This window comes from Laspinema olomoucense D3b (assembly GCF_025370785.1).
In the GTDB taxonomy this organism is placed as follows: domain Bacteria; phylum Cyanobacteriota; class Cyanobacteriia; order Cyanobacteriales; family Laspinemataceae; genus Laspinema; species Laspinema olomoucense.
Genome location: NZ_JAMXFA010000072.1, coordinates 1 through 15246, shown reverse-complemented (window position 1 = coordinate 15246; position 15246 = coordinate 1). Strand labels below are relative to the sequence as shown.

The 15246-nt window shown below is 46.0% G+C and carries 14 protein-coding genes and 1 CRISPR repeat array; of the genes, 10 read left to right on the top strand and 4 right to left on the bottom strand.

Going from position 1 to position 15246, the window contains the following annotated elements:
- Positions 1-221 precede the first annotated feature (221 nt).
- Positions 222-860: a MotA/TolQ/ExbB proton channel family protein gene (locus tag NG792_RS28100; RefSeq protein ID WP_261237687.1), complete on the top strand. Its 639-nt coding sequence runs from the start codon at positions 222-224 to the stop codon at positions 858-860.
- On the top strand, positions 844-1248 hold the full coding sequence (locus tag NG792_RS28095; protein ID WP_261237686.1) for an ExbD/TolR family protein: 405 nt from the start codon (positions 844-846) through the stop codon (positions 1246-1248). The genes NG792_RS28100 and NG792_RS28095 overlap by 17 nt, the downstream gene beginning before the upstream one ends.
- A gap of 375 nt (positions 1249-1623) precedes the next feature.
- Here the strand turns inward: NG792_RS28095 and rbp are convergent, their stop codons facing one another.
- On the bottom strand, positions 1624-1938 hold the full coding sequence (rbp, locus tag NG792_RS28090) for an RNA-binding regulator (RefSeq protein WP_261199046.1): 315 nt from the start codon (positions 1936-1938) through the stop codon (positions 1624-1626).
- An 868-nt stretch (positions 1939-2806) separates the two neighbouring features.
- Here rbp and NG792_RS28085 point away from each other — a divergent pair.
- From NG792_RS28085 to NG792_RS28075, 3 genes are all read left to right on the top strand, one after another.
- Positions 2807-3268 carry an ABA4-like family protein gene (locus NG792_RS28085; RefSeq protein ID WP_261237684.1) on the top strand — a complete coding sequence of 154 codons (462 nt, stop codon included), beginning with the start codon at positions 2807-2809 and terminating at the stop codon, positions 3266-3268.
- 185 nt (positions 3269-3453) lie between these two features.
- Positions 3454-5472 (top strand): amylo-alpha-1,6-glucosidase, encoded by a 2019-nt coding sequence (locus NG792_RS28080; RefSeq protein WP_261237683.1) that lies wholly within the window; start codon positions 3454-3456, stop codon positions 5470-5472.
- A gap of 98 nt (positions 5473-5570) precedes the next feature.
- Complete coding sequence (locus tag NG792_RS28075) at positions 5571-6503, top strand: hypothetical protein (RefSeq protein ID WP_261237681.1); 933 nt, start codon at positions 5571-5573, stop codon at positions 6501-6503.
- A 134-nt stretch (positions 6504-6637) separates the two neighbouring features.
- Here NG792_RS28075 and NG792_RS28070 read toward each other — a convergent pair whose 3' ends face one another.
- A complete protein-coding gene (locus NG792_RS28070; RefSeq protein WP_261199050.1) occupies positions 6638-7147 on the bottom strand; it encodes a rhodanese-like domain-containing protein in 510 nt (169 codons plus the stop codon).
- Positions 7148-7408: 261 nt separating this feature from the next.
- On the opposite strand from NG792_RS28070, the gene rsmA reads away from it, so the two are divergent.
- From rsmA to NG792_RS28050, 4 genes are all read left to right on the top strand, one after another.
- Positions 7409-8248 (top strand): 16S rRNA (adenine(1518)-N(6)/adenine(1519)-N(6))-dimethyltransferase RsmA, encoded by an 840-nt coding sequence (rsmA, locus tag NG792_RS28065; RefSeq protein ID WP_261237680.1) that lies wholly within the window; start codon positions 7409-7411, stop codon positions 8246-8248.
- An 8-nt stretch (positions 8249-8256) separates the two neighbouring features.
- The gene (gene ispE / locus NG792_RS28060) at positions 8257-9210 is read left to right on the top strand and encodes a 4-(cytidine 5'-diphospho)-2-C-methyl-D-erythritol kinase (protein ID WP_261237679.1); all 954 of its coding nucleotides are present in this window, start codon (positions 8257-8259) and stop codon (positions 9208-9210) included.
- Between the two features lie 16 nt (positions 9211-9226).
- A complete protein-coding gene (locus tag NG792_RS28055) occupies positions 9227-9376 on the top strand; it encodes a CRISPR-associated endonuclease Cas1 (protein WP_261237678.1) in 150 nt (49 codons plus the stop codon).
- Between the two features lie 347 nt (positions 9377-9723).
- Positions 9724-12903: direct repeats of the CRISPR family, unit length 35 nt; unit sequence CTTACCGATTAGTTAAAATCGGACTTGTTGGAAAC.
- Positions 12904-13172: 269 nt separating this feature from the next.
- On the top strand, positions 13173-13502 hold the full coding sequence (locus NG792_RS28050) for a DUF3082 domain-containing protein (RefSeq protein ID WP_261237677.1): 330 nt from the start codon (positions 13173-13175) through the stop codon (positions 13500-13502).
- 266 nt (positions 13503-13768) lie between these two features.
- Here the strand turns inward: NG792_RS28050 and NG792_RS28045 are convergent, their stop codons facing one another.
- Positions 13769-14230 (bottom strand): pentapeptide repeat-containing protein, encoded by a 462-nt coding sequence (locus tag NG792_RS28045; RefSeq protein WP_261199054.1) that lies wholly within the window; start codon positions 14228-14230, stop codon positions 13769-13771.
- 55 nt (positions 14231-14285) lie between these two features.
- Positions 14286-14750 carry a pentapeptide repeat-containing protein gene (locus NG792_RS28040; RefSeq protein WP_261199055.1) on the bottom strand — a complete coding sequence of 155 codons (465 nt, stop codon included), beginning with the start codon at positions 14748-14750 and terminating at the stop codon, positions 14286-14288.
- A 46-nt stretch (positions 14751-14796) separates the two neighbouring features.
- On the opposite strand from NG792_RS28040, the gene NG792_RS28035 reads away from it, so the two are divergent.
- Positions 14797-15225: a DUF3082 domain-containing protein gene (locus tag NG792_RS28035; RefSeq protein WP_261237676.1), complete on the top strand. Its 429-nt coding sequence runs from the start codon at positions 14797-14799 to the stop codon at positions 15223-15225.
- Positions 15226-15246: the final 21 nt, after the last annotated feature.

Below are 15246 nucleotides of genomic sequence, written 5' to 3'. Positions count from 1 at the left end.
CTTAGGTTTCTCAGATATCATTACCATACAGGGATACCGGGGACTTGAACAGTGTTTTTCCAAAATGAGAATTGCTGCAATTTTCTCCACCCTCTTGACAAACTCTCTTCATTTAATATAGGCTTTTTGAGAAAGTTTATCAAATAAGAGCATCAAGACCCGCCAGGGTCTCTGTTGTGGGTTCGAGGAAAGTAAACTAAATGGGTAATTTCGGTAAGATAATGGCTGCGGGCGGCATAGTCTCGATACCGCTCCTGATTGCTTCAATCGTGGGACTGGCTCTGATTGCAGAGCGCCTATTTTTCTGGTTTCGGGTGAATCGCCGCCAGGGTAGAATGGTCCGAGAAGTCTTGCAACTCTACCGCCAAGATCCAGATTTGGCGATAAAAAAAGCGCAAATGAATGCGGATTTACCACTCGCCCGAATTTTTTTAGAGGCACTGGAGTTGGATGACCCCAATCCGGAAGAGTTTCGATTGGCCCTGGAAAGTGCGGCCCAGGCGGAAATTCCTCTGCTCAAGCGCTTCAATGTCGTGTTTGACACGATTATTAATCTATCCCCTTTATTGGGGTTATTAGGGACGATTTTAGGCTTGATGGAATCCTTTGCATCCCTAAGACTCGGGGACGTGGGGGGTAGCAATGCTACTGGCGTGACGGGAGGGATTACCGAGGCCCTCGTTTCTACGGTGATGGGATTAGTGGTGGCAATTTTTATCCAAGTATTTGCCAATACGTTTCGCAGTTTTTATATGCGGCAGATAGCGTTAATTCAAGAAGTCGGGGGTCAGCTTGAGTTACTCTATCGTCATCGTTATGAAAGAGACCGAGGAGAACAAAAGTATGCGCCTACCCGATGAAGCGGAACGGGAAGCTCAGATTAATATTGTCCCGATGATTGACGTCATTTTTAGTATTTTGGCGTTTTTTATCGTTTCTTCGCTGTCTTTATCGAAATCTGAAGGATTGCCGGTGAATTTGCCCCAAGCTTCTACAGCGGCAGTGCAAACGGAGGCGGTGAAGCTGACGATTTCTATTGATGCTGAGGGAGTGTTGATGCTGGATGAACAGGCAGTCGCCTTGGAGGATTTGGAGCAAGCAGTGCGCGATCGCATGAAGGCAGAACCTGTTTCCGTCGTGGTGTTAAAAGCAGATAAATCCGTCGAACATGGACAGGTGGTGGAAGTCATGGATCGGGTGCGTCGCATTGAGGGGGCAAAATTGGCGATCGCTGCTGAAAAACCCTAATTCTTCTCGCTTTTTTCGGGGCTGATTTCTGTTTTTTACCGCCAGGGGACTGGGTTGGTCCCTAGAAATCAGCCGCGACAATTTCTTAAATTTATCTTATTGATAATAATTACCATTTGTTAGGGGATGACTCAGAAGGGAAGAAGGGTGATATATAGCCAGATGATTATGACCAGAGAATTAACGCAGTGGCAGCATCTTGCTCCCTACGACACCTAGGGAGCAAAATGCTCCCACTCCCTCAAGAATTGTCCAATTTCTACCCGAATTACTATACAAATCACAGGAAATGCTGAAGCACTTGATGAAGTGCCTCAGCGTTTTCAGATAGAATTCACAGGGTTGAATTGCTGTTGTATTATGCGATCGCCGGGATTAGTAACGGTTAGAGGAAAAGTTGCTGTTCCGACGACCACCGCCACCACCGCCACCGAAGGAACCCCGGTTTTCGCGAGGTTTAGCTTTGTTGACCTTCATATCGCGGCCCATCCATTCTGCACCATCCAGTGCTTCAATTGCCGCAGCTTCTTCACTCTCACTCTTCATTTCCACAAAGGCAAAGCCGCGCGGACGGCCTGTTTCCCGGTCAGTGGGAAGATGAACTCGCTGAACCGAACCATATTCAGCAAAAACAGCACTTAAATCTTCTTGGGTTACTTCGTAAGAAAGGTTGCCTACATAAATAGACATGGGACGTCTCCAAAATTCACGAGTTGTAGAGTTTGAGATTTCGGAGAGAAGCTGCCAATACGAAAAGGGAAATACCTACTCAATACCAGAAACAAACGCTACTACCGAATTCACTCTCGACAGATATATTAGCACGCTTGGGTCAAAATGGGAGCCCCTAAAACGGCTTTTTACAAAAATTAACATTTGATAAGAGTACGTTAGTGGTGATGATGAAAGTTTCGGGTTAAAAGCCTTCTCCTCCAAGAGTTTCAGCCTCTCCACTTTTCGGTTTATCCTCAACTTTAAGACCGGGCTGCACCCTAAAAAAACAGCGTTCTTTGCTGTTCACCTAAGCCTGATTCAATAGTTGTAACTGAGGATACAAAATGCCTTAGAAGTAATCCTATCCTCTGCGATCGCCCCAGGATCAAAGGGCTGACCTCTTCCCCAGAGGCATAGCTCAAAGGGTGGCTTGTGAGAACCGTGAAACGGCAGGATTCTATTTGACAGCCGAACCATTTTCATCCCGAGGAAATTCCTCTAAAGAAAAAAATAGAGACGCAATCAATCGCGTCTCTAGGCCATTCACCGGACCTCAACCCCCAGCCGCAAAAGCGACCATCACAAAAGCAGAAAGCGCTAAACCTGGGGAGAGTAACAGCACAAGCATTAATAAATCATGAACAGTCATCAGATTTCTCCTGATATTTGATAGGGACCGTTAAGCGGTGGTTTGGGGTGATCTTAGCACGGGTTGCCTGGATGTACCGAACCCTTGGCCCGAGGCAACCCCCGGGGATTGCCCCTGGGAACTTCTCCCGGTGGATTTTGTGCGGGAGTAGTTTTATTGTAACATCTTGTCAATTGAGAGAAAAAACAGCGAACCATGAACCTCGAACTCTTGTTTAATGCCGGTAACCTCTTTGTCTTGCCATTCTGGTTATTGATGATTGTCTTACCGAATTGGGGAGTCAGCCGCAAGGTGATGGAATCCTATCTGCCCTTTGTACCCCTCGCCCTCTTGTATATTTATCTATTTTTCGGACAAGTGGATGCAGAAACGGCCCAAGCCATGTCTAATCCCACTCTGGCGGATATTGCCCGGTTTTTTGGCAATGAAGGGGCTGCGGCTACAGGCTGGGTTCATTATTTAGTCATGGACTTATTTGTAGGTCGCTGGATCTATTGGCAAGGACAGCAAACCGGGGTTTGGACAACTCACTCCCTGCTGTTATGCTTGTTTGCAGGTCCGATGGGATTGTTATCTCATCTCGTCACGGCAGGAGTCACGCAAAAGTTCTTCCCGAAATCCGACTCCGTACCTAACCCAGTTTCTGCGGAAGGATGAAGCAAGGGAATAACTCCCGAATAACTCCCTCACATTGGGTGGGGGAACAGATGACTAAATAACGAAAATTGGGGCAGATAACCCGACTTTTCGGGGCAGGATCTTAAGACTGCCCCTCAGACATCGGTGTTCATATTTCAGTCTGGAAATCAAAATCATTTAATCTCAATAAACCGCAGAAAATTATGTTTAAAAGTGAACTGGGCCGAGAAATTTGTGGGGATTTGGCAACATCTGAATCTCGCGAATGGCTGGTCACGAATGGGACGGGCAGCTATGCCTCGGGTACGGTAGCGGGACTGCTGACACGCCGTTATCATGGATTATTGATGGCCGCACTTCATGCGCCTTTGGGTCATACGCTGATGTTTTCTAAACTCGATGAAGTGGCGAGTTATGGGAATGAAGATTATCCTTTGTTTACGAATCGATGGGCGGATGGGACAGTAGAACCCCAGGGATATCGGGTACTGGAACGCTTTCATTTAGAGGGTTCTATTCCGGTGTGGAGTTATGGGTTTGGGGATGCCTTGTTAGAAAAGCGGATTTGGATGCAGCAGGGGGAAAATACAACATATATTTATTATACCCTGCGCCGGTCGAGTTTGCCGATCGCCTTGACAATGAAAGGGTTTGCAACGTATCGCGATCGCCATCATACGACCCAAGGAAATAGCCTGGTGATGCAGGTGGAGTCGGTGAGTTCAGGTTTGTGTATTACCGCTTTTCCTGGGGCAGTTCCGCTCTATTTGTCGGTAATCGGAGGGGCCCTCAGTCCGGCGCATCACTGGCATTATGGGTTTGATTTGGCGGTGGAAAAGAGTCGCGGGGGGGACTGCGTGGAAGATTTACTGCAAGTGGCAACCTTTCAGGGTGAGTTACAACCAGGACAATCTTTGGCGATCGCCGTGAGTACCGAGTCCCATGCCAGTTTAGGGGTTGAAAGTGCTTTGCAGTCTCGGCGGCAGTGGGATCAACAGTTAATCAAACGCGCCCTGAAAGGGAAAGGATTGAAAGGTAAACAAGGCAAAGTGTATCAGTTGTCCCGAAAATCTCCGGAGTGGGTGCAGCAGCTTGTGTTGGCTGCCGATCGCTTTATTGTCGATCGCCCTTACCCTGACAATCCCGATGGCAAAACGATTATTGCCGGATATCCGTGGTTTGGGGATTGGGGACGGGACATGGCGATCGCCTTGCCCGGTTTAACCCTTTGTACCGGACGTCCGCACATTGGGAAATTGATTCTCCAAACCTTTGCCCAGTATGTGGATCAGGGAATGTTGCCCAATCGCTTTCCGGATCACGGAGAAACCCCGGATTATAATACCGTGGATGCGACCCTGTGGTATTTTCAGGCCATCCGGGCTTACTATCAGGCTACAAAAGATAAAAAGTTGCTTAAAGAATTATGGCCGGTATTGAGAGAGATTATCCACTGGCATCAACAAGGTACAAGATATCAGATTCAGATGGATCCGGCGGATGGATTGTTATATGCCGGGGAACCGGGAGTGCAACTGACTTGGATGGATGCTAAAGTGGGTGAATGGGTGGTAACTCCGCGTCAGGGTAAGCCGGTGGAGGTGAATGCGTTGTGGTATAATGCCTTGCGGACAATGGCAGAGTTTGCCCGGAAGTTAGGGAAGCCCGAGGGGGAATATCAGAAGTTAGGCGATCGCACCTTGGCGGGATTTGAGCGCTTCTGGAATGAACAGTGGGGATATTGTTACGATGTGATTGATACACCCCAGGGCAATGATGCATCCTTGCGCCCGAATCAGATTTTTGCGGTATCTTTACCGGATAGTCCGTTACCAGGGAACCGGCAACGAGCGGTAGTGGAGGTTTGTGGGCGATCGCTGCTCACCTCTTACGGCTTGAGGAGTCTAGCTGCCACAGACCCCAATTATATCGGACATTACGGCGGTACGGTCCTGGAACGCGATGGCGCTTATCATCAGGGAACCGTCTGGGGATGGTTGATTGGACCTTATATTTCAGCCTATCTGCGCGTCACCCAGGACCGGAAAACTGCGGCTACATTTCTTGTTCCCCTTGCCAATCATTTGTTAGACACTTGTATGGGTAATCTCAGTGAGATTTTTGAGGGCGATGCGCCGATGACGCCGAAAGGGGCTTTCGCTCAAGCTTGGACGGTGGCGGAAGTGCTGCGGGTCGTGGCTGAATTAAAGATCGAACAATAAGGGATATTCTAAATATCAACCGAAAGGAAGCAGGCTAAAAAGGCGATCGCATTTATCATAGGGACAAGTTTGCCAATTTTTTTAAAAGGGTCATCATCATGTCAGTAAACAAAATAGCCGTTGCCGTCATTCATGGCATGGGGTCGGGAGATCCGGATGTGGATGAAGGGAAGTTAGAAAAACCGGAATATTTTAGTAAGTTATCCCAGGAACTTATTGAAAAATTTGCCCAGCAGTTAGGAATTTCCCCGGAAGAAGCTGAATCCCGAATAGTGTTTGAATATATTTATTGGGCTCCTATGCTGCAACCGGAGCAACGAGAGTTATGGGAAAAAGTGAAGGGAGAGAATTTGCGCTTTGAATGGTTGCGGTTTTTTTTCATCCATGTTTTGGGAGATACGATCGCCTATCAAGTCACCTCGGAACGCGATCGCCGTCTGTATGATCTGATTCACGCCCGGGTTGCAGAAGGGCTGCGAAATTTAGCGGAAAAAGCGGGTCCCACTGCCCCCCTCTGCACCCTTGCTCATAGTCTGGGTACCGTCATCGCCAGCAATTACTTTTATGATCTTCAGGAATTTACTCGGACCCGGGGGAGTAAAGTGCTGATGCCTGAATCCGTGAGGAATCAGATGGGAAATACCCCATTAGAACGGGGGGAAACCCTGACTTTATTTTATACTCTTGGAAGTCCGCTCGCCCTGTGGAGTTTGCATCAAAAGTTTGATCGTCCCATCCAGGTTCCGGCGAAGCAGTTATCCACTTATCACCCAAATTTAGTCGGAGAATGGGTTAATTTTTATGACCCAAATGATATTATTTCCTATCCGCTCAAATCTCTGAGTCCTGAATATGACCAGGTGGTGACAACAGATTGGCCGGTGAATGTGGGGAATTTATTAACCAGTTGGAATCCCCTGTCTCATGTGGCTTACTGGAGCGATGGCTTTATTACAGATGCGATTGGGGAGGCGTTAGCGAGTACCTGGAAAGCCGTTAATCTGGAGTCCTTAACGGCGATCGCGCAGTAGTCTGAAAAACCGCCATAAAAACACCGGAGTAGAGACGCGATTGATCGCGCCTCTACTATCAGGGATTGTGACAAGCCTAGAAGCGGAATTTAGGCTTAATCACCCGGTCGATCGCCGATTTGAGAACTTATACTCTAGCGATGTTGTTGAGCTTTTTTGGCTTCCAAGTCGCCTTGCTTGCCGACACGAGCCGCCACGTTACTTTCGCTTTTCTTCACGGAACTGGGACCGGAAGGACCTTCCATCGAAGCAATCCCTTCCGTGGGACCGCCGATCGCTTTCCAAGCCGGTAAACTGCCTTTAATTTCAGCAACGTTCATGAAACCACGGCTGCGGAGTTCGCTGGCAGCTTGTTTGGTTTGCTCGTCGGTATCACCATACAGGTAGATATCCCGCTTGAATTCTAAGCTAGAGCTGGCCGTGTCGGCGAGCATTTCCATCGGCATGGCGACTGCGCCGGTGATGCGTTCGTAGTTGAAAGATTCGCGCTCACGCACATCGATAATGGTTAAACCGGGTTCTCCCCACTCCAAACGAGACTTGAGTTCTGCAGGGGTCACCTGGGGTTTTAAATCCGGTGGAGTCGGCGTAATATTCGGTAGACTTTCTTTGATATGTTCGATGTTGTCTGCTAAATTTGCCATGATAATTGTATATCCTTATGGTGTTTTACACGAATATGTAAACTTTAGTAACTTCTACTCGAACTTTCCTCTCCCTTAAGGTAGAACGTTTTTAATTTCTTTCTTTCCAGGGGGAGGAAAAGTGGCATTCCGGGCAAATCCTTAAAATTTACTCCTTAAGAAATAAACCGATATCTTCCTTGAGGAAGATGGCAATTTTGTGATCAAAAATCCGGTAAAATAAAAAAGCTAAATTTTCCACCGAACCCACCCCTGATAAAAATGCCATCGCCTTATCCTCGAAAACAATTTGCTCAACACTGGCTGCAAAGCGATAAAGCCCTCAATGAAATTGTCAAAGCGGCGGCATTATCTCCGGGCGATCGCATTCTAGAGATAGGCCCTGGGACCGGCATCCTCACCCGCCAGTTACTATCCCGGGCTGAATCTGTGGTCGCTGTAGAAATTGACCGCAATTTGTCCCAAAAACTTGCCAAAAAATTAGGGGATATCCCGAATTTCTTACTCTTATGTGCCGACTTTTTGGACCTGAATTTAGAGTCTGTCTTAACCCAAACTCCGGAACTGTTTCACCATCCCAATAAAGTCGTTGCCAATATTCCCTATAATATCACCGGCCCCATTCTGGAAAAACTCCTCGGCACCATTTCCCACCCGCCTCAAATCTCCTATCAGTCCGTCGTCCTACTGATTCAAAAAGAAGTAGCAGAACGGATCAATGCCGCACCCGGGTCCCGCACTTATGGGGCATTATCCGTGCGGGTGCAGTATGTCGCCGAGTGTGAATATATCTGTACCGTTCCCGCGAAAGCCTTTTACCCCGCACCAAAAGTCGATTCTGCCGTGGTCCGGTTGTCGCCGCGCCCCTTAGCCTTTCCTGCCGATCGCCCTCGGTGGTTAGAGACATTAGTAAAAGTCGGGTTTTCCAGCAAGCGCAAAATGTTACGAAATAATTTAAAAGGGCTCATTGATCGCGATCAACTGACCCAGTTTCTGGAACAATTAAACATTAACCCCCAAGTGCGTGCCGAAGACCTTAGCGTGTCGCAGTGGGTGGCTTTAAGCAACCTATTAACCCTAGAACCTTCCGTCACCCCTTAAATACCCCCATGCGCTCTTATTCTTTGATTGCACCGGCTAAAATCAATCTGTATCTGGAAATTATCGGCGATCGCCCCGATGGGTATCACGAATTGTCAATGGTCCTGCAAAGCATCGACTTAGGCGATCGCGTAGAAATTCGCGCCAATGGTACTGAGGACTTTCGGATCCAATGCCAACATCCCGAAGTCCCCTGCGATCGCACCAACCTCGCCTACCGCGCTGCCGAACTCCTCAAAACCACCTATCCCGATGCTTTTGAGCAATATGGCGGTGCCGATATCTCCATCGATAAACAGATTCCCGTCGCTGCCGGATTAGCTGGGGGTTCCAGCAATGCTGCTGCCGTGTTGGTGGGTTTGGAAATGCTCTGGGACCTGGGCTTAACCCAACCGGAATTACAAGATTTAGCCAGTCAACTGGGTTCGGATATTCCCTTTTGTATCACTGGGGGGACTGCCTTGGCAACGGGACGGGGAAACGAACTCGAACCCCTGCCAGATTTAGAAGGATTGTATGTGATTCTGGCGAAATATCGTAGTTTGGGCGTTTCTACCGCTTGGGCGTATCAAACCTATCGCCAGCAATTTGGCAGTACCTACGTTCGAGAATCCACGGATTTAGCAGCAAGACAACAGCGCGTCCATTCCGGACCCATTGTGAAGGCGATCGCCCTTCGAGATAATATGAAAATGGTCCAATGTCTGCATAATGACTTAGAAAAAGTCGTCTTGCCGGAATATCCTCAAGTGTTAAAACTACGGCAAACCTTTGAACAATGTGGCGTTTTAGGAACCCTGATGTCCGGTTCCGGACCCACCGTATTTGCCCTCACTGACTCCCGGGAAAAAGCGGAACAAATCCGCGCACAAGTTCAAAACACCCTGGGAAATCCGGACCTAGATTTTTGGATTGCTAAATTCATTAATACCGGGATTCAGTTAGCCCCAGGGGTCCATTAGGTAGGGACAATTTGGGGTGAAATTGCCCCAGGGAGAAACGTTAGAAATTGCGATTCGGGAAGTGGACCGGATTTTTATTTTGGGCAGGATGCAGATTTCCACTGCTGCCCTGGGGGTTTGTCTGAATTCCCAAATTCCCCTGATTTTTTGCAATCCCCTTATCTAATCCCTTCCCCCTTCGGTGTCAAGTAATTCGGCCCCCATTACCCCCAGGTTAACCTCCTGGGGGTTTTTTGTTGCACCCTTCCACTGGGAATGCTATGCTTCCAGTAGGGAAAAACACCTTTCCAAAATAAACGGCGGATTTGTAAAGTTTTATAAATCCGCAGAGGTCAGCCAAACCTCGAAACCCGCATTTTGTCGTTGACCTCTGCGGATCGAGGGCAGAATCAGGGGTCCGGGTCATGAGTCTGGGGCTTATTCGCAATAAGTTCCCGCTTGTTGACAGGTCAAAACCCCCTCTGCGGATCTGGTCCTTGAAACCCTCTCTCCGTCAGGCTTCCTGGCAGAGGACTTACCGATTAGTTAAAATCGGACTTGTTGGAAACCCCAACAGGGAGGTATTATGATTACCTCCTGAGAACTTACCGATTAGTTAAAATCGGACTTGTTGGAAACAGTAGATATAATAATTCTGTCCCAGTTGTAATATTGTACCTTACCGATTAGTTAAAATCGGACTTGTTGGAAACCAGTCCTTCCTCTTTGATAGACTTAGCTTTCTTGGCACTTACCGATTAGTTAAAATCGGACTTGTTGGAAACGTGGGGTTCTGGACGCGGAAATTGGGGCCAGCCACCGGGTCTTACCGATTAGTTAAAATCGGACTTGTTGGAAACATGTTAAGAGATATCGCTGGAAGGTATCCATTATGCTCCTTACCGATTAGTTAAAATCGGACTTGTTGGAAACAATAACTAGATCAGTATCTTCAACATCTCCTCTTTCTCTAGTCTTACCGATTAGTTAAAATCGGACTTGTTGGAAACTCCTAAGGAACCTACGATTACGACTATAATCCTTTCTGGGCTTACCGATTAGTTAAAATCGGACTTGTTGGAAACATTCCAGGTTCGGTGGTGCCTACTTTGGGCACTGGTAGTGCTTACCGATTAGTTAAAATCGGACTTGTTGGAAACAAGAGAGAGCCATCTTCCAGGCTTCTTCTTCTGTTTCTCCACTTACCGATTAGTTAAAATCGGACTTGTTGGAAACAACTCCGTCTCCGTTTACATCTTCAACCACTGGAATACTTACCGATTAGTTAAAATCGGACTTGTTGGAAACAGGAAGGAGGAAACTAGAATAGGCTTCCGGTCACAATTTCCTTACCGATTAGTTAAAATCGGACTTGTTGGAAACTTTTTTCAACTTGACACTTCCACTCTCCGCTGGAGCTTACCGATTAGTTAAAATCGGACTTGTTGGAAACCAGTCGCACCGTCTGGGCCCCCTCCTTCCTTATGGTATCTGCTTACCGATTAGTTAAAATCGGACTTGTTGGAAACTGCCCCACTAACTCAGAAAGCAACCTAGGTCTGTACTTCTTATCTTACCGATTAGTTAAAATCGGACTTGTTGGAAACCTTGCTTCCCTTCCTTATCAACCGAAAATCCGATTAAATGGCTTACCGATTAGTTAAAATCGGACTTGTTGGAAACTTTCCTTCCATCCAGTTACCGGTATTTTCACCCGGTTGCTTACCGATTAGTTAAAATCGGACTTGTTGGAAACAGTTCTAAGGTCTTACCTTGATAATCTCCATTGAGTACTAGGCTTACCGATTAGTTAAAATCGGACTTGTTGGAAACGTGATCCCTTCAAACTGAACTTCAGAGACTTGAACACTTACCGATTAGTTAAAATCGGACTTGTTGGAAACTCCTTGCGAATTACGCATAGGATCAAACCGCGTACTTAGATCCTTACCGATTAGTTAAAATCGGACTTGTTGGAAACGAAACAGAGCCCATTGTCCTTCCTGCGATACCGATCCTTACCGATTAGTTAAAATCGGACTTGTTGGAAACTCCTTCGATCTGATTGGGGATCATGAGAATAACATCGTCCGCAGCTTACCGATTAGTTAAAATCGGACTTGTTGGAAACTCCTTATTATAGGTGAAAAACAGAAAAATATAGCCCCAAAACGACTTACCGATTAGTTAAAATCGGACTTGTTGGAAACTTTTAGCAACTTGAACCTTTAATTCCTCTGCATCACATCTTACCGATTAGTTAAAATCGGACTTGTTGGAAACTTTGGAGAGGATGCCCGCCCCGATGCTCACGATTTCTCCATGCTTACCGATTAGTTAAAATCGGACTTGTTGGAAACAATTTAAGCAGCCATCTGAAGTTCGTAGTTCCTCCTGGACACTTACCGATTAGTTAAAATCGGACTTGTTGGAAACAAAAACAATACGGGCAACAAGGTTGGTATCATTTTCCACCCTTACCGATTAGTTAAAATCGGACTTGTTGGAAACTCCTCTTGGATAAGAGTGATACCATGAAATTCAGCAGTGAGTGTCTTACCGATTAGTTAAAATCGGACTTGTTGGAAACCCGATAACCTACCTTCTTAACTTCCTCTTTTTGGTTAGGAAGCTTACCGATTAGTTAAAATCGGACTTGTTGGAAACAATTTTACACCGCTCCGAAAAAAAGCCCTTAGGAACGAACTTACCGATTAGTTAAAATCGGACTTGTTGGAAACTCTTTCGTTGCCGTAATCTGTACGGTCGGCTTTTTCATCATCTTACCGATTAGTTAAAATCGGACTTGTTGGAAACACAAGTACGAAAACAAAACAAAAGTCCAGCCCCAACGAGCCAAAGCTTACCGATTAGTTAAAATCGGACTTGTTGGAAACTTTGGGTGATGGTTGGGGGCGACTGCGTTACACTCTCCGCTTACCGATTAGTTAAAATCGGACTTGTTGGAAACCACCACCATAAATAAAACCCTTTACGAGATGACATCTTACCGATTAGTTAAAATCGGACTTGTTGGAAACAATTGGCTCAAGTTCTTGAGCGGGTCCCTCGTACCGTTCTTCTTACCGATTAGTTAAAATCGGACTTGTTGGAAACGCTACATACTTGAGGACCCCGAACAAGAGCTTCTGGGCGAGACATAGCTTACCGATTAGTTAAAATCGGACTTGTTGGAAACGATTGGCATTTAAGTGGAACTTGGAACCTCCGACTCCTCCCCACCTTACCGATTAGTTAAAATCGGACTTGTTGGAAACACTGCAAACTGCATAATCTCCCGAGGATAAACCAGTGATAGACTTACCGATTAGTTAAAATCGGACTTGTTGGAAACGTGCGGGGGGTTTGGGAGACTTTACTTGCGCCTCCCAGACGGTCTTACCGATTAGTTAAAATCGGACTTGTTGGAAACTTTACAAGGGAGAAAAGAACCAAACTAATGAAGCCAAGCCTTACCGATTAGTTAAAATCGGACTTGTTGGAAACGAATTTCTTCCATAGTGAGGTGCATTTTCTCCAGCACCTTACCGATTAGTTAAAATCGGACTTGTTGGAAACCAGACTTCAGTGCAGGGCACTTCTTCACCTAACTCTTACCGATTAGTTAAAATCGGACTTGTTGGAAACTTCAACTAGACCAGTTGCTTCAAACTCGACGCTTACCGATTAGTTAAAATCGGACTTGTTGGAAACCATCAGGCTATTTAATTGATAATCAAAGTATTCGCCTAATTCTTGGCACCGGAATCTTTACAGCTCAATGGTTTTCGGCCTTATTTCCTACTTGATAGCTGTCAAGTAGGAAATTCTGTATCCCCTACCCGATAACGCTTATGAATAACCCCCAAATTAATTTGGCCGGGATTCAGTGAGCCCCAGGGGTCCAGTAGGGGAGTTCTGTTCTCTCGATATCCCCATCCAAACGTTAAAATTTAAACAGTACCATTCGCCATAGAAAATTTATGACTAATCCCACACCGACTCAACCCAACCCGCTCTCAGTTACCCATGAAGAACCCGTGCAACCCACCCTGATGCGGTGCTTTATGGGTTCATTGATTTCCGGAGGGTTTGCTTATGCCTGTATGATGCTCACCAGTGCGATCGCCTCCACCTTTGCTAACAAACCCATTCACTCGGATAATCCGATCGCCGTGAATATTTCCGCCGCAGTTCGGACATTAGTCACCGGGGTGAGTACCCTGGCAACCTTTATTTTTGCCTTTGCTGCCTTGGGTTTATTTTGTCTGGGACTGCAACTGTTGTTTCAAAAAATTACCAAAAAAGCCTAAATTGTCGGGCAAAAACTGGGGAAGACAAAACCGCTTCCCCGGTCTGATGGGGTAGGTTTTGTTGTTGTTCAGAAAAAGTGAGGCCTATCATCCTAGTGAGCCAAATGCTCTGAAGCACAATTGCCAGCTTCTATGTGATACTCCGACGGCACAGGGCGCAATCCTTCACTCCTCTAACGTTTCAGGTCGATGTACCCGATAAACTACAATGTTTTTTGACTATTAGGGCTGTATAAATAGTTGTTATAGAATAATAATAGGAGAAATCAATCATCGTCTAAAAAATTCATTTTTACTTGACTAAAGTATGCGCCCCTTAAATCAGCATCGTTTAGTGCAAAATCATCAATAATTGCCCTATCTAATATAGAATCGACCAATATGGCATTAGCAAAAGACGATTCGATAATGGTACAATCACTCAAATCTGCACCCCTCAAATTTGCATGATTAAAAATACATTCAGACAACTTTGCTTGGCTGAGGTTAGCGTTACTCAGATTGGCATTATTTAATCGAGTACCATCCAAGATAGCTTGACTGAAGTTCACTTTACATAGATTTGCTTCCTCTAGATTTGCTTGAATCAAGTTTACTCCACTTAAGTTAGCGTTATTCAGATTAATTTTGGGGAGATATGCGTAACCAAGATTGGCACCCCTCAAATCTACTTCAGCAAAATCCCGCTCTCCATCCGCATAGCGTCTGAGCAATTCTTTAGCATCCATAGTTAACCTCCCTAAACTTGCTCTATTACCTTAACACTAACAGTAGAAAAATCCTCTAAGAAGAATGATAGATATGGAAGGTGAAACCGGGAATCAAAACTCCGTCAGGTCGAATAACGTCCCAGAATTCACAAGGATCTTCGCCAGAACCACCCAACTTAGCATCTTGAAAATTTACTCTAGTAAAAGCAGCACGGCTTACATTTGAAAGACTAATTCTTATACCTCTGAGATCGCAGTCAAAAAATCTGGCACTCTCCAAATCACAATGCTCGATAATAGCATCTTTCAAGTTACACAACCAGAATTGCAGAGCCAATAAATTACAGTCCGACCATTCGGTACTGCTTAAGTTAACATTTTTTAAGTTAGCAGCGTGGAGGTTGACACTGTAAAAGCAAGCACCGCTTAGATTGACCGAATCTAACTTGACACGGCTTAAGTCAGTATGCTGCAAAATAATTGCTCTAAAATCTCTCTCTCCCGCATCGTAGCGTCTGAGCAATTCTTTAGCATCCATAGTTAACCTCCCTAAACTTGGTCTATTACCTTAACACTAACACAAGTTGAGCCACGCGGGTCAGGAGTATCATTGGGCCGTTGAAGCGGTGATTAATGGCTCACCGACGCCGATTGTTGAGAATAGTGAGTTCCAAACTCCCTTACCGCCAAGTCGTTCATCCAGTTCGTTTACGAGTGTGACGGTATTGACTCGCGGCGTGGAAGCGCACAATAATGAAGGACATAATCGCTTGCTTGACAGTCAAATTAATGCGATCGCCTCCACCTTTGCCAACAAACCGATTCACTCGGATAATCCGATCGCCGTTAATATTTCCGCTGCAGTTCGGACCTTAGTCACGGGAGTGAGTACCCTGGCAACCTTTATTTTTGCCTTTGCTGCCTTGGGTTTATTTTGTCTGGGACTGCAACTGTTGTCAGGGCAAGCTCATCTAATTTGGTATAAATTGTACTTGACAAAAAAGCAATTATAGGGTTTGCCCCATTTAATGATG